The following is a 20,826-nucleotide window of genomic DNA, read 5'->3' as shown; positions in this document are numbered from 1 at the left end:
AACGTGGGGCCGACCGGAATCGAACCGGCGACCTACGGGTCACTACAGCTCCAAACTTACATCATTCGTGAGTCAGTTTAGCTTAGTTTACCTTTGGAGCCCTTAGCGGTGATCTAACGTATGCACTGTCGCCCTACCAGGCTAGGCTACGACCCCACGAACAAGAATGAAATAGACTAGAATTTTAAGTTATTTTAACCAAGATTTATTTGCGATTAATCATGAGCTTCATTTGTTAAGGTAGATCATGGTAAAACCAATTGTCATAGTAATAGCTGCAATTCCTGCTATTCTTGCAATTTTAATTGCAATTCCATTATTCACACAACCTGAGATTCCATATTCCGCATCTAATTCAAGTGATGTAATGGAAATTGAATATGCAAAATATCAATTAAAGAAAATATCTTTTGGAGTAACTGAAAGACTTGGAGCACAGAAAACGGAAATCTTACTAATAAAAAATAATGGGGAAATAAAATATTCTGTAACTGAAGACGGATATCCAAAACCCGATATCAAATCAACTATAGATGAACAAAAACTTCGTAAATTAAAAGCTTTGATTAAAGAAACTGGTTTTATTTCAATTCCTTCAGAATCATTTCCTATTCGCGATAATGTAACTGATTTTCAAAAATCAAATATCAAAGTTATTCTTAATGGAAGAATTAATCAAATTAACTGGCCCGAACAAAATGCAACTGATAAATTCATACCTCCAATAATATCTATGGTTGAATCTCAGCTTGATAATATTATAGAGCAAATCGGTGAATAGGTACAAATAACCTTCTAATAAAACTCTGATTATGCTTTCACTTTCAGGCGAAAGAACTGATGCAAAAGGAATCATTCAAGAAAAATCTAACTCTGATAATATTTTACGCGGAACATCTACTTTAAAACGTGGTTTTGCTCATATGCTAAAAAATGGTGTAGTGATGGATGTTACAACTGTAGAGCAAGCTCAAATTGCAGAAGATGCAGGAGCTGTATCTGTTATGGTTTTAGATAAACTGCCATCTGATGTAAGAAAAGCAGGCGGAGTTGCGCGAACTGCAAGTATTCGAATCATCGAAGATATTATGGATTCAGTTACAATTCCAGTTATGGCAAAATGTAGAATTGGTCATGTCTATGAAGCAAAAGTTCTTGATGAAACTAATGTGGATATGATAGATGAATCAGAAGTTTTAACGCCAGCTGATGAACATCATCATATTTGGAAATGGGATTTTACAACACCTTTTGTTAATGGAGCGAGATCACTGTCTGAAGCATTAAGAAGAATTGAAGAAGGAGCTGCAATGATCAGAACTAAAGGGGAACCTGGTACTGGAAATGTTGCAGAAGCTGTTACTCATATTAAAAAAGTCAACGATGAACTTAGAACAATAAAATCCATTTATGATTCTGGTGATGATCAAGATCTGATTAGAATTGCAAGAGAATTCAAAGTCTCATATGATATAGTTGCAAAAACTGCTAAACTTGGAAGATTACCAGTAGTTAATTTTGCAGCAGGAGGAATTGCAACTCCAGCTGATGCTGCATATTTGATGTCACTTGGTTGTGATGGGATATTTGTAGGATCTGGAATTTTTAATGCAGACGATGCTAAAGAAAGAGCAAGAGCTATTGTTCTAGCAACTACATTTTGGAATGAATCTGATAAAGTAAAAGAGGCACAAAAAATGATTGATGAGAGACAATCCATGTTAGGATTGGATGTTAAAACTCTTGAATTAAGAATGCAAGATCGTGGTGGTTTAGCATGAGTCTTACTGTGGGAGTTTTAGCAATTCAAGGTGATGTTCATGAAAATATCACATCTACTCAAAGAGCAATTAAAGAATTAGGAGTAGAAGGTTCAGTTATAGGTGTTAAAACATCTGAAGAGATTTCAAAACTAGATGGTTTGATTATCCCAGGTGGTGAGAGTACAACTATAGGACAACTATCACTTGTAAATAGCTCACTTAAGATAATTAAAGAAAAAATTGAACAAGGAATGCCAGTACTAGGAATATGTGCAGGTATGATAATGCTTTCAAAAACAGCAAACGATCGCGTTGTGGGAAAAACAGATCAACCTCTTTTAGATTTACTTGACATTAAGCTAGAAAGAAATTCATTTGGACGACAAAAAGAATCCTTTGAGGCAAACATCTCTATGAATTCTATTGACATTCCAAAGTTTAACGGTGTTTTTATTCGAGCTCCATCTGTTTCTGATACTGGTTCAGGTGTAGAAGTTTTAGCAAAGTTTAATGAAAAAATAATTGCAGTCAAAAAAGGAAATATGTTAGGCGTAGCATTTCATCCTGAATTAACAGAAGATGTGTCATTACACAAATATTTTATAAATTTAATTAAGAAATCAAGAAACTAGTTCATTATGATAACTTCATCGCAATTCTTTTTAACCATAACTTTTAAAATTTTAAAATGAAAACAAATTTTATTTTATCATATACATTCTGTTCTATCTTACTATTGGGCATATTTGGGTTATTTTATGGTGATGCATTTGCACAAAATCCATCTTTGAATGATGATGACTCTAAAGCTGAAGAAAGACAAAAGGAATTAGAACAGAAAAAAGCTGAACAGAAAGAAAAAGCTGAAGAAAGACAAAAGGAATTAGAACAGAAAAAAGCTGAACAGAAAGAAAAAGCTGAAGAAAGACAAAAGGAATTAGAACAGAAAAAAGCTGAACAGAAAGAAAAAGCTGAAGAAAGACAAAAGGAATTAGAACAGAAAAAAGCTGAACAGAAAGAAAAAGCTGAAGAAAGACAAAAGGAATTAGAACAGAAAAAAGCTGAACAGAAAGAAAAAGCTGAAGAAAGACAAAAGGAATTAGAACAGAAAAAAGCTGAACTTGTTACAAACAGGGAAAATCTTGAAGCAAAACAATCAAAAAAATTCCAACAATATGAAGAAAAATTAAAAGAAATCAAAGAGAAATCTCAAAATAAAATTAAAGAAAACATATCTAGTGATGAAATTTCTCTAAAATCTAAACAGATTGAAGAACAAATTATTAAAAAATCCGAAGAAATTCAACAAAGACTTGCAGAAAAATCTGATAAATTGGATTCTAGAATCAAAAATATTCTTGATAAGATAAATGATGGACAATATATGGGAGTAAAAACTCCGACCAAAGATTATACTGAAACATTTGAGCTGACTTTTGATTCTGTAGATGCATCTCAAGTATCAAACCAATCACAAATGTCTACTCTGACTGGCAAAATGTCATTTACATTATATGATAAAAGTAAATCTGATCTTAAATTAGAATTAAATGAATGTAATATTGTTGTTGATGAAATTAATTATAATTGCGGATTTGGAAAAGCTAGAACTGTATCTTCAGGACAATCAGGCGCTAAAGATTCGCTTGTAATTATGGCATTTTTAGAGGATGGCGTGCTTGAAGAACTACATACTACAATGAAGCTTTTTGTAAATGCTAATATCCCAATTAACAATATTGATCAATCTCAAGTTTCAATAATTGGTCCACAAAGCAAAATTTCTAATTTATGGATTCTTAATGGTAATGCAACTCTAACTAAATTAACTTCTGAAAATACTGTTTCTGGAAATAATATTACTACTTCATTAGAAGAAGGAATGTCATTTGGCGATAAATGATGAATAGTGTTAAATCTTTATTTTTATTTAGTTTAATCTTCGTTGTTTTTTTTATTCCATTAATAATTCCAAACTCATTTGCAGATTCAGGAGTTGTTGCTATAGAATCAATTGATGTAATTTATAACATTGAACACGGAAATATAGAATCCATTTTTCTGGATCCTGATTTTTTTGAATTAATCATTACTATGAATACTCAAGATGATGGGACTATTGAAATTACAATTCCACGAGAGATCTTAGATGCAACATTTGAATCAACCGATGATATGTTTTTTGTTTTAGTAGATGGTTTTGAAACTGACTATGTTGAATCAAAATCCACATCAACATCAAGAACTTTGATGATTCCATTTTTTAATGGAGATTCAATTGTTGAAATTATTGGTACATATGCATTAAACCCATTTGTCTCCGATACTGAAATTGTAATTCCAAACTGGATAAAAAATAATGCTGGATGGTGGGCAGATGGATTAATCGAAGATGCTGATTTTGTTTTAGGTATTCAATATTTAATTAATGAAGAAATAATGACGATTCCTCAAACTCAGTCAGAACAATCTTCACAGCAGCCTATCCCGAACTGGATAAAAAATAATGCTGGATGGTGGGCAGATGGATTAATCGAAGATGCTGAGTTTGTTTCTGGACTTCAATATTTGATAACAAATGGAATCATACATGTATAATTTAGGCTCAATTATCGTCTAAATTATGCATTGATTTCAAGTCCTTTCTAAAAGGCTCTAAACTTTCTGGGATGATAATTTTAATTGAATCCTTTAATGAAAGATTTTTCAGCTTTTTCTCATTCCATACTTTGGAATTAAATTCAGTTATCTCTTTTGTAATCTTACTTTGTTCTTGTATTGATTCAGACTTTACTTGAAGTTGCTTATGTATGCTATCTGATGAATACAATGTCTTCCAAAGATATTCTGTTATGAATGGTGTAATTGGTGCTAATAATTTCAAAATTGTTGACAGTGTTTTATGTAATGTATAGATTGCCCCATCTCTTTCCTCGTCTGTAAATCCAATTCCATACGCTCTCGCTTTGACCATTTCAATGTAATGCGCTGCAAAAATATTCCATGTAAATTCTCTAATTGCAATTGCAGGAATAAAGAAGTTATATTCATCGTATCCCCTCTTACATTCTTTGATTAGACTATCTAATTCCGATAATATCCATTTGTCTGACTCTGTTGGAATTCCAGATTTAATTACTGGGAAACTAGACAAAAATCTTGATACATTCCATAGTTTACTGAGAAATTTTTTTGTAGATTCAATTTTTTGTTCATTACATCTAAAATCATATCCATGATTAATTTCACTTGCACTCCAAAACCTAAAAGTGTCTGCTCCAAATTGTTCAATTACTGGTAAAGGATCAATCGCATTTCCTTTACTCTTGCTCATTTTCATACCTTTTTCATCAAGACCATATCCCATAATCCATGCTTCAGACCATGGTTTTTCTCCTGTCAGCTGCTCACATCTTAGAAGTGTATAGTACAACCAAGTTCTAACAATATCTTTTGCTTGAGGTCGAAGTGATGCGGGATAAACTTTATTGAAAAAATCTTGATCTCTATTAAATTTACAAACATAAAGTGGTGAGACACTGGAATCCATCCATGTATCAAAAGTTCTTTCTTCTCCTACAAACTCACTATTTCCACACTTGGAGCATTGACTAATGGGGCATTTTTCTAACCATGGTCTATAGTACTTTCCAGGCTCAGGAACATGTGGTTCTGAACATTTTTTGCAATACCATATAGGTATCTCAGTACCATAATACCTTCTTCTTGAAATTGGCCAATCAATATTGATAGATTCTAGCCAATTCATGAGAATTTGTTTATGCATTGATGGATAAAATGTAATTTCTTGTCCTAATTTTTTCATTTTTTCAACTGATTCTTTTTGTTTTAGATAATATTCTTCCATTGGGATAATTTCAATTGGGTTTTTACTTCTTTCAGATACAGGAGTTCTGTGATTAATATCTTCAATTTTTTCAACTAATCCACTACTTTCTAAATCTTCGATAATTTTTGTTCGTGCTTGTTTTGGTTTTAATCCTGAATAACTACCTGCAGCTTCTGTCATCTTCCCATCTAATCCTATCGCAACAATTTCTTCTAATTCTAACTCTCTAAATAATGCAACATCGTTTTGATCTCCGTAACTACAAACCATTACTGCACCAGAACCAAAATCTTGATGTGCAGAATGATGTGTTCTTAGTTCTACCTCTGCATTAGTAATTGGTACAATTACTTTTTTACCGATAAAATTTGTATATCTTTCATCTTCTGGATTTACAATTACTGTTTTACAAGCACATAGTAATTCTGGTCTTGTACTTGCTATGATTATTTCTTTGTCTGTCTCTTTAATTTTAAATTTCATGTAGACTAGTTTAGTTGGCAAATCTTCGTAAATTATTTCGGCATCTGCAATTGTTGTACCTGATACCCAATCGTAATTATTTGGTCTGTTTGCAAGATAGACTTGACCTTTCTTCCAAAGTTCAATAAATGTAGACTGTGTTAGTGTTCTATATTCTTCAGAGTCAGTCCTATAGTAATTAGAAAAATCACCGCTGATTCCCAAGTTTTTCATAATCAATATCATTTCAGCTTCTAAATCATCAAGTGCAGCTCTGCATAGTTTTAGAAATTCACCTCGTTCAGTTTCACGCATTCTGATATTGTGCTTTTTTTCTGTGTAAATTTCCACAGGAAGGCCGTTTCTGTCAATACCTATTGGAAAATACACATTTTTTCCAGCCATTCTTGCAGTGCGTGCAATCATATCGATTTGAGAATAATGTGCAGCTGCACCGATGTGCCACGGTCTACCTGATGGATAAGGAGGTGGTGTATCTATCGTAAAATTATCTTCCTTTGGAGAGAAGTCATAAATTTTCTCATTTATCCATTGTTTGAGAATCTCCTTTTCTAACTCTGGGTTCCAAGCTTTTTCTGCAATTTTTGGTTCCATTTCTTAATTATCTTGAAATATTTGAAATAATGTGAGATCCTTTATTGTATCCTTCATAAATGTAAACACCAACGGCTTCTACATTATGAGGTAATTTAGGAGCAAGGAGTTTGATTATCTCACTTGAAAGATTTTCTACAGTAGCTTCTCCTTCTAATAGATATGCAGTATTTATTGGAACTTGAATGTCAAACATTCCTTTTGGACCATCAAATTGTATTTGATAATGTGAATCGTCTTCTCTTTTTAGATATTTTCTGTTAATGAAAAATTTATGATCAAATTCTGCAACAACCTCTTTGATTATTTTTTTTGCAATACCAAAATCAACAAGGAGGTTATCTTTCATTTGTCCAACTAATTCTACCATGACAGAAGATGTATGTCCATGTAAAATTGAACATTTCTCTACTAACGGAAGAATATGTGCATAATCAAATGAAAATGATGCATCTTCTAAAAATATTGAACCTGTTTGTGGTGTCTTATCGTAAAACACAATGTCCTGAAGTTCTTTGATTTGTGCTACATATTTTGCATGGCCTATTGCCATTACTTTTTGTTCTGGAAAATCTTCTTTGATTTTTTTGTATTTTATAATATCTGCATCATTATCAATTACTTCGATGAGTCCTTTTTCTGTTTTAAAATCAACTGTCACTTCTTTACCGTTTTTTAATGTAATTTTGTGATTGTATTGGTATTCTTGATCTAAAAATGAGAGCATCTGAGCTACTGTTAATTCTGTTCTCGTTTTTAGCAAATTTCCTTTTTTATCTATATATCTAAAATCTGAATCTAGAATTGTGGGACTTGTAGCCATGTGAAATAATTTGATTTTGGATATAATATAAATTCTGTAATGATTTTGTCTGAAATTCTTTGATTTTCTCTATTGTAATGAATTTAGAATTTTGGCTAGATTGACATCATTTTTTGTAATGCCTCCAGCGTCATGAGTTGTTAATTCTATAGTTATCCTATTGTAGACATTAAACCATTCTGGATGATGATTCATTTTTCAATCTCCATAGCGGCTCTGGTCATAAAACCAAAAGCTTGATTGAAGCTCTCAAACTGAAACTCTTTGTGTAGTTTTTTGTTAACCACACTCCATCCTGGTAGATTTTTTAGTTCTTCAATGATGTCATTTTCTGATAATCGTATCATATTTTTTTAGAAATAATCTTAAATTAAAAGATTGATTCATTACCTTTCTATACATTCAAACTTATGAGCGATAATGAATGAAATGAATAAAAAACTGCTTGAAAATATTAAAAATTCAATTTCTGAAACTGTTAGTACAAAGAAAATTGGAATTGCATTTTCTGGTGGTGTTGACAGTACACTGATTTCAAAAATTTGCTTTGAGATGAATTTTGATATTACTCTGTTGACAATTGGATTTGCTGACTCTCATGATATTTTATTTGCAAAAGAAGTTAATTCGTTTCTAAAATATACTCATCATATTTTAGAAATTAATCCTGAAACTTTTGCAAATATTACAACAAAAATTCATCAAATTATAAAGACTGAGAATCTTTCATGGAATGAAAACTGTATTGCATTTTATTATGTTTCTAAACTTGCAAGTAGTCTGAATATTGATACAGTAATTACTGCAAACGGAATCGATGAATTATTTTGTGGGTATAACGCATATAGAGAAGCATTTTCTGGTGGGGAATCACAAATAATGGAAGTAATGAATACAAAATTAGATAATGAACTAAAAATGATGAAGGCTGTAAATTTGATTGCATCCGAATTTAAAGTACAAATTCTCCAGCCATTACTATCTGCAAATTTTATAGAGTATGCAAAAACCATTCCAATTTCTGAAAAAATTCATGACTCTGAAGACTTGTATAGGAAACACATTATTAGAAAATTAGCAAGGGAAATCAAAGTACCTGAAATTTCATGTACAAAACGAAAAAAAGCATTACAATATGGTTCTAAAATTCACAAAGCATTGCTAAAAACTAAATAAATTTACTAATAGTTTTTTGAACTGATTTCTTTACATTGCTAATTATTGCAGGTGATGCACCAAGATGTTTTTCTGGTGAAAAAATAGAATCAATCTCTTTATCTGTAAGAATTGCAGTGAAAGCTTTATCTTTTTTTATTGCATCAATATACTGCATTCCTTTATCATTTGCCTCAAATGCGACTCTTTGCACATCTCTGTATGCAACAAATCTTGGAACACCTTTTTTTATTAGTGCCTCTAAAACGAATTCTGCAAATATTTGCCCCTTTGTGATGTATAGATTTTCTACAATTCTCTTCTCATTTACAATTAGATTTGAAACTATCTTGATCATGGTTTCTAGCATTTCATCTATCAGAATGGCTGTTGTAGGTAGTACAAATCTCTCATTTGCTGAATTTGAAAGATCTCGTTCATGCCATAATGGGATATTTTCAAATGTAATTGCTATTTGACTGCGTAGCATTTTTGATAATGATGAAACTCTTTCACTTTTTATCGGATTTCTCTTTACTGGAACTGCACTACTGCCCATTTGACCTTTTTTGAATTGTTCAGCAACTTCGCCTATTTCTGTTCTTTGTAAATTTCTAATCTCAATTGCAATTTTTTCCAAAGTTGCACCAATAAGTGCTAATTCAAAAACATATTCTGCATATCTCTCTCTGGGAATTATTTGTGTAGTTACTTCTGCTGGAAATAGGTTTAATCGTTTTGCAACTCGTTTTTGCACTTCAAGTGATTTTGCACCCATTAATGATCCTGTTCCAACCACTCCTAATGTTTTGCAAATTAAAACTCGTTTCTTAATCTCTTCAATTCTTTCAACATGCTTTGCCATTTCTGCTGCCCAATTTGCAAATTTTAATCCAAATGATATTATGCTTGCATGTTGACCATGTGTTCTACCAACTGCTGGGATTTTACCATGTTGAACTGCTCTTTTTGCTAACAATGATGCCATTTTTGCAACTTTTGGTTCTATGATTTTTAGCGCATCTCTCATTTGCATAGAATTGCTTGTGTCTACCAAATCATTACTTGTTAATCCATAATGAATCCACGGTCTTGCATCTTTTGTACATTTTTCACTCAATGACTCAACTAAAGCCGCGGTATCATGATCACTTTTTGCTTCTAATTCTTTAATTCTTTTTACTGAAATTTTTCCTGACAATGCCGCATTGTAAATTGTTTTACCAACTGATTTTGGAATAATTCCAATTTCACTCTGTGATATTGCAGCTGCTCCTTCAATTTCTAATTGATAATTTACTTTTTTTTGCTCACTAAAAATCTCCATCATTTCTTTAGTGCCATAACGTCCGCTATCTATCGGTAAAATTGCCAATGTTTACTCTTTTATGACATTGAAAATAAATCTACTTATGATTTAAATTGGCTTGAGGCAAAAATTTACCATTACTTATGTCTACTATAACTCCTAAAAAAATTGGAGAAAATCAATATCTAATTGAGGCTGACTTAAATCTTGGAATGAAGGTTCCAGTTAAGATCTATGCTGATGAAGCATTACTACAGAAAATGTTAACTGATCGAACTATCATGCAGGCAAAAAACGTTGCAACTATCCCCGGGATAGTGGGTCATAGCGTAGTCTTACCAGATGGTCATGAGGGATACGGATTTCCCGTAGGAGGTGTAGCAGCTATGGATGCTGAAGAAGGAATGATTAGCCCAGGCGGTGTAGGGTATGATATCAATTGTGGTGTAAGATTACTTCGTTCAAATTTAACTGAAAACGACGTTCGTTTAAAATTAAAAGAACTCGTCACAGATCTTTTTAGTTCAATTCCATCTGGTGTTGGTTCTAAAGGAGCAGTAAAACTTAGTCACTCTCAACTTGATGAAGTATTGGTACGTGGTGTAGATTGGGCAATTGATCATGGATATGGTTCAACACATGATTCTGATGTTTGTGAAGAAAATGGGCAAATAAAAAATGCTGATCCAAATAAAGTTTCAGATAAAGCAAGAAAAAGAGGTGCACCACAACTAGGAAGCTTGGGTTCTGGAAATCATTTTCTTGAAGTACAAAAAGTATCTGAAATTCATGATGAAGAAGCTGCAAAAAGAATGGGAATTAAAGAAGGAACCATTACAATTTTAATTCACTGTGGCTCTCGTGGATTTGGTCATCAAGTATGTAGTGATTATTTGAGAATCTCAGAACAATCTATGGAAAAATACGATATTACTTTAGCAGACAGAGAACTTGCATGTGTTCCAAATACATCTGAAGAAGGTGAATCATACCGAAAAGCAATGTTTGCTGCATTAAATTTTGCATGGAGTAATAGACAAATGATTACTCATTGGACAAGAAAATCTTTTGAACGAGTCTTTAATCAATCAGAATCTGATCTTGAGATGAATTTGGTTTATGATGTTGCTCATAATATTGCTAAAGTTGAAAAACATAAAGTTGATGGCAAAGAAAGAAAACTTGTAGTTCATAGAAAAGGTGCTACACGTGCATTTCCTGCAAATCGAGAAGAAGTTCCATTAAAATACAGAGATCTTGGTCAACCTGTTTTAGTTCCAGGTTCAATGGGAACTGCTAGCTGGATATTGCTTGGAAAACCAAATTCAATGGATTTGAGTTTTGGTTCTACAGCTCACGGTGCTGGAAGAACTATGTCTAGATCAAAGGCAAGAAGAGATTTCACAGAAGATAATGTCAGAAAATCTCTAAGCGATAAAGGCATATTTATCAAGGCATTAACGCGTGATGGAGTTGTGGAAGAGACACCTCAAGCATACAAAGATGTTGATGCTGTAGTAGATGTATCTCATAATCTAGGAATAGCCACTAAAGTAGCAAAATTGGTGCCTATAGGTGTGATTAAAGGTTGAGCGAAGACGATTCCGAACTTGAAAGATTAAAGGCAAAAAGACTTGTAGAAATGCAACAAAATATCTCTACTAGAAAAAAAATAGAAACACCACCTGCCAATTCACAATCTAAAACAACAAAAAATCCTCGAGATGTTCTTGTTGGACGTCTAGGATTCAGAGGTCTTGAAGTATTACAAAATGCAGAATCACAATTTCCAAATGATACTACGATGGTCGTAGAAAAATTAGCTGAATTAATCACATCAGGTGAAATTACTGAAATTCTTGATGGTGGAAAATTATTAGCGCTATTTAGATCAATTGGTCTTAACATTAGAATGGAGACCAAAATTAATGTGGAACAAGACGGAAAATTTGTTTCCTTATCTGATAAATTAAGTAATAAATCATCTGATGAAAGTGATTAGTCTTGAGTATTGTTTTTGAAATTAGCACAAAAAATTATCTTGATGATCTATTATTAATAAAAAAATCATTATCTCATATGGAAACTTTGGTTGGAGGTTATAATGGGTATACTCTAAGTGAACCATCATCACAATTTGGATGGACTTTTTTTAAATTAACTTTTAAACAAAACTTACAACAAGGTATTGAAGAAAAATTTGCTGACATGTTAAGCAAATACCGATTCAAAAATCAATCTGAAAAATTTACTCAATTTATGACTGATTATTTTCAATCTAAAGGTTGTAACGTTAGAATAAAAGTATTGGACTAGACTCTTCTTCCTCTTTTTCCACCCTTCTTTCTGGTGGTATCATGAGGAATTGGTGTTACATCATCAATTCTTCCAATTTTAAATCCACCTCTTGCCAAAGCTCTGATTGCAGCTTGTGCACCTGGGCCTGGAACTCTGGAACCTACTCCTCCAACAGCTCGTACTCTGATATGAAATCCTGTGAATCCTTTTGTATGTGCAACTTCGACAACTGCGTTTGCAGCCTTCATTGCAGCAAAAGGTGATGATTCGTATCTGTCAGCATTGACATGAACTCCGCCTGAGCTAATAGAGATAGTTTCTCCACCAGTTAGATCTGTCATGTGAATAATTGTATTGTTATAGCTACTGTAAATATGGGCAATTCCCCATTTTTCAGGACCATCCGTCTTTGTTTCTGGTCTAGATTTAGTTTGAATCTCCTCTTTTTCTTCAATTGGGGATTCTACTTCAATCTCAGCTTCAATTTCTGACAATGTCTAATCACATCTAAAAGGGTTTAAAAAACATTCATTTTTTGAACCTGTTTTTTGGATACGCGTGATTTTTTCATTATTGCTCAAATACTATGTTTAATTTGTTCTTGTATGGTATCCATACTTTGGCTACTAATTGGTATTGTAATAATATCTGCAATTTCTGGCTCATTAATATTCGAATTTTTAACACCAAATAACGATTCTATGACCTCATTAGAAAAAAAATGTGAAGGTATTGCCAAAGAAGGATTTCGAATACATGTAATGTACCCAGATCTTCAACCTGATCAGCTTCCTTCCGCTGATATGAATAGATTGATGTATCTTGATGAAATGTGGATCAAAGATTGTGTTTCCAGATTGTCTGCCGAATCTGTATTTAATATAATTCAAAAAGTAGAACATGATTTTTACTCTGGTGAATGATCTATTTTCTAAAGTGATGCCATCCAAAATCTTTCAGGGAACTGAATTTTCCCCTTTTCTGAACAAATACTCCTTTACCTTTAGTTACATACCCAATTTCAATAATTGGTGTCTTTAATGATGTAGCATTTTTTTCAATTATTGCCTTATATTTTTTTGAAGCAGTAAATACAAACTCGTACTCTTCTCCCCCATGAAATACTAGTTTGTTAGGTTCTATTTTATTTGATTTTGCAAATTCTGATATTTCATATCTATCTGGAATATTGTTTATGATAAATTTACAATTGCTTTGACTAGCCATTTCATTTAATGTAGTAGATAATCCATCACTGGAATCCATCGTAGATGTAAAATATTTTTTATTACTTACACCAAAATCTAATCTTGGGGTTGGCCTAAAAACTGAACTAATTGCCTTTTTGACAAAAGTTTTCTTACCTTTCTTTTTTCTAAGTAAAATCTCTAGACCTGATGCAGTATAACCAAAAGGACCAGTTACAAATATGATGTCTCCTATTTTAGCTCCTCTTCTTTTTACTATCTTATCTGTAGTTCCAAATAGGGATACAGTGAATACAATTTCCTTTCCTTCATTAGTATCGCCTCCTAAAATTTTGAACTTGAATTCTTTGGAAGCATGGCTAAACCCATTTGATATTTCATTAATTTTTGAGCGTGAAATCATTTTTGGTAAATTCAACGAAATTATCCCATATTGAGGTCTTACTCCTTTAGCAGCAAAATCACTAACACATGCTACAATGCTTTTTCTAGCAGCGTCAGAAATTTTCATTTTTGAAGGCATATCTGTACTCTCAACAAACGTGTCGATTTTTACTATGATTTTTGTTTTACCTACTTTGAAAATCTCCACATCTTCTGATACAAATTTTTTATTTCCTACTTTTTTATGCAAATTTTTTATTATTGCAGACTCATCTAATGCTGTCATAACATTGTTTCACTAATTCTAATGTATTTTTTACAATTTTCTTACATTTATCTAAGTTGTTTGATTCAGCTGAGACTCTTATGATATCCTCCGTATTTGATTTTCTAATCAAAACCCAACTATCTTCATCAATAATTCCTTTAATTCCATCTTGAGTGATAACTTCTGAGTATTCTTTTGTAAGTTTTCTGGATACTTCATCAATAACTCTATCATGAAATACTGAATCCACTTTGATTTTCTCTCTTAACTGTTTATAGCTCTCCATAAAATCTAATATCTCGTCAAATTTTGAATTTCCAATCATTGAAGAAATAAGACCACTTGTTAGAATTCCCTCTCTGCAAAAATTAAATTCTGGTAAGATAAAACCACCACTACTTCCTTCTCCTCCAGCTTGTGCATTTGTTTTTAACATCAATTCTATTACGTTTGATTCTCCAACTTTTGATCTCTGCACACTACCTCCTTTTTCTTTGATAAATTTTTCAACTGAAACACTTGTATCTATGCTAAATACAAATTTCTTATATCCTAATTCTAATGCTTTTGCTACTCCCAAACCTAAAGTCACATCGGGAGTTTGTTTTTCTCCTTTTCTTACAACAACTAGACGATCTCCATCTAAATCAAAAGCAAACCCAATTCCTTTTTCAGAAGTTGCAGCTACAAGATCTGACAAGTTATCTGCAGTTGGATCAGGACCTCTTGAACAATTATCCAGATCTTCGTTTATTACTTTGACTTTGCATCCTAACTGTCTTAGTAAATTTGGAGCAAATTCTTTTGCAGCACCTCCACCAATATCGATGACTATTTCAGGTTGATTCTGTATTTGCCCAATCAATTCTTTTGCATCTTGTAAATATGATGATGTAATTTGCTCCTCAATACCTATTTTTGACATTAAAACTTCTTGATTTTCGATAATCTTTGGTAGTTCTTTTTCATTGATCCCCCTTCCATTAATGATAAATTTTATTCCGTTCCACTCTAGTGGATTATGTGAAGATGTAATTACTATTCCTGCCCCGTACTTTCTTGATTCTCGAAAAACTACTGGAGTTGGTACTGTTTCTAAATTGTAAACATTAATTCCATTTTTCATTAATGCAGCTGATGCCGTTTCTTTGATCATCATTCCTGATGGTCTTGTATCTTTGCCTATTACACATTTTTTAGATTTAATCAACGAAGAAAAATTACTGCAAAAATACAATGTGTCTTTTAGATTAAAATCATCGCCAAAAATACCTCTAATTCCAGAAATTGTTTTTTTCATTTGATCAAAGTCGGAAAGGCTTTTTATTAACTCTGATGGCATCACCCAAAAGTGCCTTGGTAGCTCAGCCTGGTAGAGCGAACGCCTCGTAAGCGTTAGGTCGTGGGGTCGGAGCCCACCCGAGGCTTGACTTTTTGTGTTTAAAGCCCTCACCATACATTATTCTTATTATGAGTACAAAACAAGTTCAGAAAAAAGAAATCACTATTCATGATTTTGATAAAGGCCTTGACCATACATTAAAAACAATTGAGAGAGAATTATCTACAAAGAATTCAGAACTAATCAAAAAATACGACAAGGAAATGGTAAGAAGATCGTTATCTAGAGCAACACGTCTAAAACATCTTTCAACCATACTCAGTTTGTCTAGAATCTTAAAAAAAGATTGGGAGGATGTCACAAAATCTGATATTGAAGAACTAGTTTACCAATTCATGCAGATGTTTTCCTCAACAGGAAAGGAAACTCATCATACATGGGACCATAAAAAAATTCTAAAGATATTCTTTAGATGGATAAAACTTGGTTCACGTGACCACAAAGATGTTGGAGATCCCACAGAGACTAAATGGATTCATCAGAATCGCCTAAAAAGCAATATTGTTCGTGAGCAACTAATAACCGAAGAAGATCTTTCTGAAATTACCAAATCTTGTATTAATCCACGAGACAAGGCATTTTTTGATGTGCACTATGAAGCAGGGACAAGACCAGGAGAGATACTATCACTTAGAATTAAAAACGTAAAGTTTGACAAATTTGGAGCATTCATTAATGTTGATGGTAAAACTGGTTCCAGACCTATCAGGCTAGTAAAGTCCGTTCCACGTCTTGCTAATTGGATAAGTGTCCATCCACTAAAAGATGATCCTGAATCCCCCCTTTGGATAATTTTAGAAAAACCAAAATTTGGTCTACCCATGAATTATGCTACTGCAACTAGTCTTCTTCGAAGAACAATGAAAAGAGCAGGAATTAGAAAACATATCAATCTAAAGTTATTCAGACACTCTGAAGCTACAAATTCTGCTAAATTCATGACTGAAGCTCAAATGAAAATTAGGCATGGATGGACAAATGATTCTAAAATGCCTGCAAATTATGTACACTTGGTAAATGCTGATGTAGATGAGGTATATCTCAAACATTTAGGCATAATCCAAGAAGAAACAAAAAAATCACTTGTCCCTAAAATCTGTCTTATCTGTAATACATCAAATTCATCTGAATCAGATATTTGTAATAAATGCGGGAAGCCGTTGGACATCAAAAAAGCCATGGAATTAGAAGAGATTGCAAATCAACAACAGTTTAACACAAATAAACTTGCAGGAAAGATTCTCATTCAAATGTTAATGACAGGAAAAATTCCAGAATTACAAAAAGATGAAATAGATAATTTAATTAAAGATCTTAATCTATAATTTTTTAGAAATCATATTATCAAAGCTTTTTAAATTATTATCCAAAATTTCACTTTGAGAAATAAGATAATCATTGAATTGTTTAATTCTTTGTAAAATATGTATATTGTTAATCGTAATCTTATTTATTTCAATATTGTTTTTTTTCATATATTTCAAATAAAATTTATAAATTACTGAATAAGATAAAGCACAAATTAGAAAATTGGCAAAATATGAATGAAATTCATTATCAGATAATTCATCTGCATATAACATTGAATCTTTTAATGTATTTTCACCAATAGCATAGGTATCACCTTGTTTCACTAAATTTGTAATGTTAAAGTTAGTTACATTGTTAATTGGAATAGATAAATTTATTCTGGTAAAATCATCAGAATAATCCACAATTTTTGGCAAGAACATTTGAATATCTTTTGATAAATTCATTAGATGTGACAACAAAACAAAAACATCTTTAATAATCTCTTTTTCAAATTTGAAAAGTTTAGTTCTGGTAGTACTACGCATAATAAAATAATTCAAAATTAATTCTATGCGTTTAAATTCAGTCATGCTGATTGTATTAAAATAATTTGAATGGGTTTGTAACAAATATACAATTCCCAAAGGAGTTATTGAATAACATTTTCCACGTTTGTTTTTAACATCAATCTCAATAATCAATTTTGAGTTAAGAAGTTCTTTTGAATAATCATAAAAAATATCCCTTGATAATTTTGGAGATTTTTCATTCTCAGGTTTTTTACTAAAATCACTAATGTTTAATCCATATATCCTCAAAGTTTTTCCTTTTTTTAACAAACTTTGGGAATTGAATAGAGAATCTAAGATTTGTAGTTCTCTTAAATATGAATTGTGGCTTTTTAACACAATTTAGGTAGTCAATTCCAGATATTTAACGGTACTGTATACAGCATATGAAAAACGATAGAACATGTCATTGGTGCAATAAACCAATCATACATTCAGAAAAAATTTTTTCTCATTGTTTTGAATGTAATCTAAAAAGACTGGAAAAATTATCCATTAACTCAGATCCTTGTCCAATATGTAACGAAACGGAGCATATGAATGACTAGCTGGCATTGTGATTCTTTATGTAAAGTCTCTAATGGAGGAGCTGGTCCATGGACTGATGATGATCTAACATTTTTTGTAAAAATAAAAGCAGCACATAATAATTGTATAGGTTTTCAAAGCGGAGAACCTAAAATTGGAAATTTAACAGAAATTGAACAGGCCTTCACTGATTATTTCAATCAAAATATCCATGAATGGTTTCATAACTTGAATTTTTATCTTAAAGGACCAAACAAAGTTTGTTTAATCAAAGACAGATGGAAGATAGTGAACCAAGTATGACTCTACTAAAAGAGATCATACGCTTGTGCAGTATGGAAATTAAAGAAGAGGAAAATAACATTCAACAAATAATTCTCACACTTCTTTCAGCATGGACAAAAAACCCACAAAATACAAGAATCTTAGCTCCAAGTGGAGAAGGAAAAACATATCTTGTAACAAAACTTGCAAGATTATTTCCACAAGAAAACATCATAATGCTTGCAAAAGCAACTCCTCAATCATTCAAGTATGCATTAATCTCAAAGAGAGTAGTTGAAAACGGTTCTGGAAATTGGCAAGACTATGACATTGCAATTAAACCACTAGAAGAAGATCTTGCAAAAAGTAAAGATAAAGAAAAACAACAAGAAATAAAAGAACAGATAAAAGAATTACGTGAATCAGCTTGCAGTCTAGTGGATTTTACAAACAAGATAATCATTTTGGTAGATTCGCAAAGTTTTGAACTCTTTGAATCAATCAAGACTACTCTATCTCATGACCAACACGAGATTCAGAGTTTCAGCGTAAACAAGTCAAAATCAGGCACGATTTTAGGCCAAAAATTTGTAATACGTGGATTTCCTGCCGTAATCTACTGTTCTGCAAAAGATGAACAAAAAAGAGATGAAACAAATGAAATCAATACTAGATTCAATACTGTTTCTCTTAATGCAAGTTCTAAAAAATATAGAGAGATGCTAAAACTAGAAGCAATTCGTTCTAGTATTCCTAATGTCATGTACAATGAAGAAATAATTTCTGAAAAACAGATAGAACAAATTAAAACAAAAATAAGAATATTGATTGAGGAGATCAAAAATAATGATGAAATCTTTAATTTATACGGAATAGGGATTTCAAATCTTCTCAAAGACGATGCAGGATTTCGAACTAGACAATTTAAGATATTAAATAATAACATCAAAGTTCATACTTTGGCAAACATAGAACATCGACCAAAAATACTGTTTTCAGGACAAATATTTCCTATATCAACTAGAGAAGACATAGAAGAAGCATGCAGTCTATCAAAAGAACAAAAAGAGATTCAATCCTACAAGATAAAATACTTTAATGATTACATAAGGTCAGTCATTCTTGAATATGGAAATAAAAAGCCATCAGTCAATGGAGATATTCTGTATCTTACTGCAAGTGAAATTTCAGATATTTTATCTCAAAAAGATATCAACATAGATAGACAAAGACTACAAGAAACAATACTAAAACCACTTGTAGAGCATGGATTCCTAGAAAAATATCAAGATCCAGATAATAGATCTAGAGACATCTATATTATTGCAGATGCATTTTTGTCAAAACAGGCTAGTGTAGAATCGACACTTATCGATACATCGTTACTTGATGTCTCATGTATAGAATTATTCGTAAAAAAATATCTCGAGCAACGATTCAACCAAAAACAATTAGAGATTATAAATGAAAAAGGAGACAAAATCACACCAAAACAACTCATAGATACACTAAACGAAATCGATGCTAAAGTCATCAAAAATAGGCATAAAATGACCAATAACGAAGCATCGAAGAGCAACGAGGAAGCGAAATGAGTTGTTCATGTAAAGGAATATGCACATCAATTCAATGCGGTTACTTTGGAAATCCAAAATACCATTTAGGATACAAGTATTGTACGGAATGTATGTTTTCTATTATATGTGATGAAAAGTTATGTCCATGTTGCAAAGTTACATTACGAAAGAAAGCTAGAAACAAATCAAATTCATACTTAATACCTATAACCTCATAATTTGATCATGTCTGAACGTCTTGTGGATATTCCTGTCAAAAGGGAGATTAGAGAAAAGATAAAGAAACTCAAAGGAAGTATGAGCTACACTAAATTTTTTGAAAAGACTTTATTTCAAAGTGAGCAGATATCATTCTAAACTTTTGAATGCTAGTGGGGCACTTTGATACCATACTCTTGTTTTTAATTATGAAAAAATATTAAGATCAATAGGTCATAACAAAGTATGCCATTTCATTCCAAAGAAGAGATTACTGAGCGTATCAATCTAGTTAGAAGATATAATTCATTTGGACTTTCACCAAAAGAAATTCAAGAGTCGTTATTACAACACTTTGGAATACAAGTAACAGTACAGCAAATCTATCTAGACTTGAAAGAAATAAAGAAAGGCACGTATGATACTTTTCTAGATAACCTATTAGACATTCATTATCCAGCAATATATGAACAAACTTTGTTAGGATTATCAAAAGACATTGAATACTTTAAAGAATTTTCAGAAAGAAAAAATGCAGATGAGAAATTACTACTTAAAGCAAGAAACTATCACGCTAGACTTTCAATAGAATTAATCAGCACGTTACATAAAGGTGCAGTAATTAGAGCAATGAAACAGTTAAGCGTAAAGGCAAAGATACTGGCAAGAGATACCATACAGAATGAATCAATGATTAGACGAAGAGATCCTATCAACCAAATTGCAATCAATGAGACAAAGAAAAAAGTAGTAGAATTTGATGAAAACCTACAACTGATAAAAGAAGAGATAATTGAAATGAGCCCAGAGCTTCAGAAAAGAATTGAATAAAGACTGGTTATGTCTAGTTGAATATCTGA

At 32.0% G+C, this 20,826-nt stretch carries 22 protein-coding genes, 2 tRNA genes and 1 pseudogene; 16 read left to right on the top strand and 9 right to left on the bottom strand.

Translation table 11 applies throughout. The annotated features are described in order from the left end of the window. Positions 1 to 4 precede the first annotated feature (4 nt). Positions 5 to 156: transfer RNA gene (locus tag DSQ20_RS08820), tRNA-Trp, on the bottom strand. 91 nt (positions 157 to 247) lie between these two features. Here DSQ20_RS08820 and DSQ20_RS08815 point away from each other — a divergent pair. From DSQ20_RS08815 to DSQ20_RS08795, 5 genes are read left to right on the top strand one after another with little or no spacing between them, the layout of a single operon-like run. Further along, positions 248 to 781 (top strand): hypothetical protein, encoded by a 534-nt coding sequence (locus DSQ20_RS08815; protein WP_179365344.1) that lies wholly within the window; start codon positions 248 to 250, stop codon positions 779 to 781. A 31-nt stretch (positions 782 to 812) separates the two neighbouring features. Beyond that, a complete protein-coding gene (gene pdxS / locus DSQ20_RS08810; RefSeq protein WP_179365343.1) occupies positions 813 to 1,781 on the top strand; it encodes a pyridoxal 5'-phosphate synthase lyase subunit PdxS in 969 nt (322 codons plus the stop codon). Further along, positions 1,778 to 2,395 (top strand): pyridoxal 5'-phosphate synthase glutaminase subunit PdxT, encoded by a 618-nt coding sequence (gene pdxT / locus DSQ20_RS08805; RefSeq protein WP_179365342.1) that lies wholly within the window; start codon positions 1,778 to 1,780, stop codon positions 2,393 to 2,395. Before pdxS ends, pdxT begins: the two co-directional genes overlap by 4 nt. A 56-nt stretch (positions 2,396 to 2,451) precedes the next feature. After that, entirely contained in the window at positions 2,452 to 3,666 is a 1,215-nt protein-coding gene (locus tag DSQ20_RS08800; RefSeq protein WP_179365341.1) for a hypothetical protein, read from the top strand. Then, positions 3,666 to 4,361: a hypothetical protein gene (locus tag DSQ20_RS08795; protein ID WP_255458228.1), complete on the top strand. Its 696-nt coding sequence runs from the start codon at positions 3,666 to 3,668 to the stop codon at positions 4,359 to 4,361. Before DSQ20_RS08800 ends, DSQ20_RS08795 begins: the two co-directional genes overlap by 1 nt. Before the next feature lie 7 nt (positions 4,362 to 4,368). Here DSQ20_RS08795 and DSQ20_RS08790 read toward each other — a convergent pair whose 3' ends face one another. From DSQ20_RS08790 to DSQ20_RS08780, 3 genes and pseudogenes are all read right to left on the bottom strand, one after another. Further along, positions 4,369 to 6,690: a valine--tRNA ligase gene (locus DSQ20_RS08790; RefSeq protein ID WP_179365339.1), complete on the bottom strand. Its 2,322-nt coding sequence runs from the start codon at positions 6,688 to 6,690 to the stop codon at positions 4,369 to 4,371. Positions 6,691 to 6,697: 7 nt separating this feature from the next. Further along, positions 6,698 to 7,513: a 6-carboxytetrahydropterin synthase gene (locus DSQ20_RS08785; protein ID WP_179365338.1), complete on the bottom strand. Its 816-nt coding sequence runs from the start codon at positions 7,511 to 7,513 to the stop codon at positions 6,698 to 6,700. 69 nt (positions 7,514 to 7,582) lie between these two features. Then, positions 7,583 to 7,860 (bottom strand): annotated as a pseudogene (locus DSQ20_RS08780) (4a-hydroxytetrahydrobiopterin dehydratase). Positions 7,861 to 7,933: 73 nt separating this feature from the next. Between DSQ20_RS08780 and DSQ20_RS08775 the strand changes: the two are divergent. Then, the gene (locus DSQ20_RS08775) at positions 7,934 to 8,689 is read left to right on the top strand and encodes an asparagine synthase C-terminal domain-containing protein (RefSeq protein WP_179365337.1); all 756 of its coding nucleotides are present in this window, start codon (positions 7,934 to 7,936) and stop codon (positions 8,687 to 8,689) included. Here the strand turns inward: DSQ20_RS08775 and purB are convergent. Further along, on the bottom strand, positions 8,682 to 10,043 hold the full coding sequence (gene purB / locus DSQ20_RS08770) for an adenylosuccinate lyase (protein WP_179365336.1): 1,362 nt from the start codon (positions 10,041 to 10,043) through the stop codon (positions 8,682 to 8,684). The genes DSQ20_RS08775 and purB overlap by 8 nt on opposite strands. Before the next feature lie 77 nt (positions 10,044 to 10,120). Between purB and DSQ20_RS08765 the strand changes: the two genes are divergently transcribed. Genes DSQ20_RS08765 through DSQ20_RS08755 form a run of 3 tightly spaced genes read left to right on the top strand, consistent with a single transcriptional unit; the run spans position 10,121 to position 12,293 of the window. Then, positions 10,121 to 11,569, top strand: a complete 1,449-nt coding sequence (locus DSQ20_RS08765) for an RtcB family protein (RefSeq protein WP_179365335.1) — start codon at positions 10,121 to 10,123, stop codon at positions 11,567 to 11,569. Continuing rightward, positions 11,566 to 11,979: a DNA-binding protein gene (locus DSQ20_RS08760; RefSeq protein WP_179365334.1), complete on the top strand. Its 414-nt coding sequence runs from the start codon at positions 11,566 to 11,568 to the stop codon at positions 11,977 to 11,979. The genes DSQ20_RS08765 and DSQ20_RS08760 overlap by 4 nt, the downstream gene beginning before the upstream one ends. A gap of 2 nt (positions 11,980 to 11,981) precedes the next feature. After that, positions 11,982 to 12,293 carry a hypothetical protein gene (locus DSQ20_RS08755; protein WP_179365333.1) on the top strand — a complete coding sequence of 104 codons (312 nt, stop codon included), beginning with the start codon at positions 11,982 to 11,984 and terminating at the stop codon, positions 12,291 to 12,293. On the opposite strand, the gene DSQ20_RS08750 is transcribed toward DSQ20_RS08755, so the two are convergent. After that, entirely contained in the window at positions 12,290 to 12,712 is a 423-nt protein-coding gene (locus tag DSQ20_RS08750; protein ID WP_179366372.1) for a 30S ribosomal protein S11, read from the bottom strand. The genes DSQ20_RS08755 and DSQ20_RS08750 overlap by 4 nt on opposite strands. Positions 12,713 to 12,880: 168 nt before the next feature. Between DSQ20_RS08750 and DSQ20_RS08745 the strand changes: the two genes are divergently transcribed. After that, positions 12,881 to 13,198, top strand: a complete 318-nt coding sequence (locus tag DSQ20_RS08745; RefSeq protein WP_179365332.1) for a hypothetical protein — start codon at positions 12,881 to 12,883, stop codon at positions 13,196 to 13,198. Between the two features lies 1 nt (position 13,199). On the opposite strand, the gene thiL is transcribed toward DSQ20_RS08745, so the two are convergent. Both thiL and DSQ20_RS08735 read right to left on the bottom strand, forming a co-directional pair. Next, a complete protein-coding gene (gene thiL / locus DSQ20_RS08740) occupies positions 13,200 to 14,153 on the bottom strand; it encodes a thiamine-phosphate kinase (RefSeq protein ID WP_179365331.1) in 954 nt (317 codons plus the stop codon). Beyond that, positions 14,137 to 15,435: a phosphomannomutase gene (locus DSQ20_RS08735; RefSeq protein ID WP_179365330.1), complete on the bottom strand. Its 1,299-nt coding sequence runs from the start codon at positions 15,433 to 15,435 to the stop codon at positions 14,137 to 14,139. The genes thiL and DSQ20_RS08735 overlap by 17 nt, the downstream gene beginning before the upstream one ends. Positions 15,436 to 15,488: 53 nt before the next feature. On the opposite strand from DSQ20_RS08735, the gene DSQ20_RS08730 reads away from it, so the two are divergent. Beyond that, positions 15,489 to 15,562: transfer RNA gene (locus tag DSQ20_RS08730), tRNA-Thr, on the top strand. 43 nt (positions 15,563 to 15,605) lie between these two features. Beyond that, positions 15,606 to 16,862 (top strand): tyrosine-type recombinase/integrase, encoded by a 1,257-nt coding sequence (locus DSQ20_RS08725; RefSeq protein ID WP_179365329.1) that lies wholly within the window; start codon positions 15,606 to 15,608, stop codon positions 16,860 to 16,862. On the opposite strand, the gene DSQ20_RS08720 is transcribed toward DSQ20_RS08725, so the two are convergent. Continuing rightward, on the bottom strand, positions 16,857 to 17,669 hold the full coding sequence (locus DSQ20_RS08720; RefSeq protein ID WP_179365328.1) for a hypothetical protein: 813 nt from the start codon (positions 17,667 to 17,669) through the stop codon (positions 16,857 to 16,859). The genes DSQ20_RS08725 and DSQ20_RS08720 overlap by 6 nt on opposite strands. A gap of 270 nt (positions 17,670 to 17,939) precedes the next feature. Here DSQ20_RS08720 and DSQ20_RS08715 point away from each other — a divergent pair, with 270 nt between their 5' ends. The 4 genes from DSQ20_RS08715 to DSQ20_RS08705 all read left to right on the top strand — a co-directional run bounded on the left by DSQ20_RS08715 (position 17,940) and on the right by DSQ20_RS08705 (position 20,797). Further along, positions 17,940 to 18,230, top strand: a complete 291-nt coding sequence (locus DSQ20_RS08715) for a hypothetical protein (RefSeq protein ID WP_179365327.1) — start codon at positions 17,940 to 17,942, stop codon at positions 18,228 to 18,230. Then, positions 18,227 to 19,786 (top strand): hypothetical protein, encoded by a 1,560-nt coding sequence (locus tag DSQ20_RS08710; protein ID WP_179365326.1) that lies wholly within the window; start codon positions 18,227 to 18,229, stop codon positions 19,784 to 19,786. The genes DSQ20_RS08715 and DSQ20_RS08710 overlap by 4 nt, the downstream gene beginning before the upstream one ends. Positions 19,787 to 19,993: 207 nt before the next feature. Further along, a complete protein-coding gene (locus DSQ20_RS10900) occupies positions 19,994 to 20,125 on the top strand; it encodes a hypothetical protein (protein ID WP_255458226.1) in 132 nt (43 codons plus the stop codon). A gap of 87 nt (positions 20,126 to 20,212) precedes the next feature. After that, positions 20,213 to 20,797: a hypothetical protein gene (locus DSQ20_RS08705; RefSeq protein ID WP_179365325.1), complete on the top strand. Its 585-nt coding sequence runs from the start codon at positions 20,213 to 20,215 to the stop codon at positions 20,795 to 20,797. Positions 20,798 to 20,826 lie beyond the last annotated feature (29 nt).

The sequence above is a fragment of the Nitrosarchaeum sp. AC2 genome (genome assembly GCF_013407385.1).
Lineage (GTDB): Archaea > Thermoproteota > Nitrososphaeria > Nitrososphaerales > Nitrosopumilaceae > Nitrosarchaeum > Nitrosarchaeum koreense.
The sequence above is the reverse complement of the archived record's forward strand: the minus strand, read 5'-3'. Positions and strand labels throughout refer to the sequence as shown.

Excerpts from the sequence above, each read along its gene's own strand:
- DSQ20_RS08765 (WP_179365335.1), top strand. The coding sequence starts at position 10,121 with ATGTCTACTATAACTCCTAAAAAAATTGGAGAAAATCAATATCTAATT.
- DSQ20_RS08795 (WP_255458228.1), top strand. The coding sequence starts at position 3,666 with ATGAATAGTGTTAAATCTTTATTTTTATTTAGTTTAATCTTCGTTGTT.
- DSQ20_RS08785 (WP_179365338.1), bottom strand. The coding sequence starts at position 7,513 with ATGGCTACAAGTCCCACAATTCTAGATTCAGATTTTAGATATATAGAT.
- thiL (WP_179365331.1), bottom strand. The coding sequence starts at position 14,153 with ATGACAGCATTAGATGAGTCTGCAATAATAAAAAATTTGCATAAAAAA.
- DSQ20_RS08775 (WP_179365337.1), top strand. The coding sequence starts at position 7,934 with ATGAATGAAATGAATAAAAAACTGCTTGAAAATATTAAAAATTCAATT.
- DSQ20_RS08710 (WP_179365326.1), top strand. The coding sequence starts at position 18,227 with ATGACTCTACTAAAAGAGATCATACGCTTGTGCAGTATGGAAATTAAA.
- DSQ20_RS08745 (WP_179365332.1), top strand. The coding sequence starts at position 12,881 with ATGGTATCCATACTTTGGCTACTAATTGGTATTGTAATAATATCTGCA.
- DSQ20_RS08705 (WP_179365325.1), top strand. The coding sequence starts at position 20,213 with ATGCCATTTCATTCCAAAGAAGAGATTACTGAGCGTATCAATCTAGTT.
- DSQ20_RS08725 (WP_179365329.1), top strand. The coding sequence starts at position 15,606 with ATGAGTACAAAACAAGTTCAGAAAAAAGAAATCACTATTCATGATTTT.
- DSQ20_RS08815 (WP_179365344.1), top strand. The coding sequence starts at position 248 with ATGGTAAAACCAATTGTCATAGTAATAGCTGCAATTCCTGCTATTCTT.
- DSQ20_RS10900 (WP_255458226.1), top strand. The coding sequence starts at position 19,994 with ATGTCTGAACGTCTTGTGGATATTCCTGTCAAAAGGGAGATTAGAGAA.
- DSQ20_RS08800 (WP_179365341.1), top strand. The coding sequence starts at position 2,452 with ATGAAAACAAATTTTATTTTATCATATACATTCTGTTCTATCTTACTA.
- DSQ20_RS08735 (WP_179365330.1), bottom strand. The coding sequence starts at position 15,435 with ATGAAAAAAACAATTTCTGGAATTAGAGGTATTTTTGGCGATGATTTT.
- DSQ20_RS08790 (WP_179365339.1), bottom strand. The coding sequence starts at position 6,690 with ATGGAACCAAAAATTGCAGAAAAAGCTTGGAACCCAGAGTTAGAAAAG.
- pdxS (WP_179365343.1), top strand. The coding sequence starts at position 813 with ATGCTTTCACTTTCAGGCGAAAGAACTGATGCAAAAGGAATCATTCAA.
- pdxT (WP_179365342.1), top strand. The coding sequence starts at position 1,778 with ATGAGTCTTACTGTGGGAGTTTTAGCAATTCAAGGTGATGTTCATGAA.
- DSQ20_RS08715 (WP_179365327.1), top strand. The coding sequence starts at position 17,940 with ATGACTAGCTGGCATTGTGATTCTTTATGTAAAGTCTCTAATGGAGGA.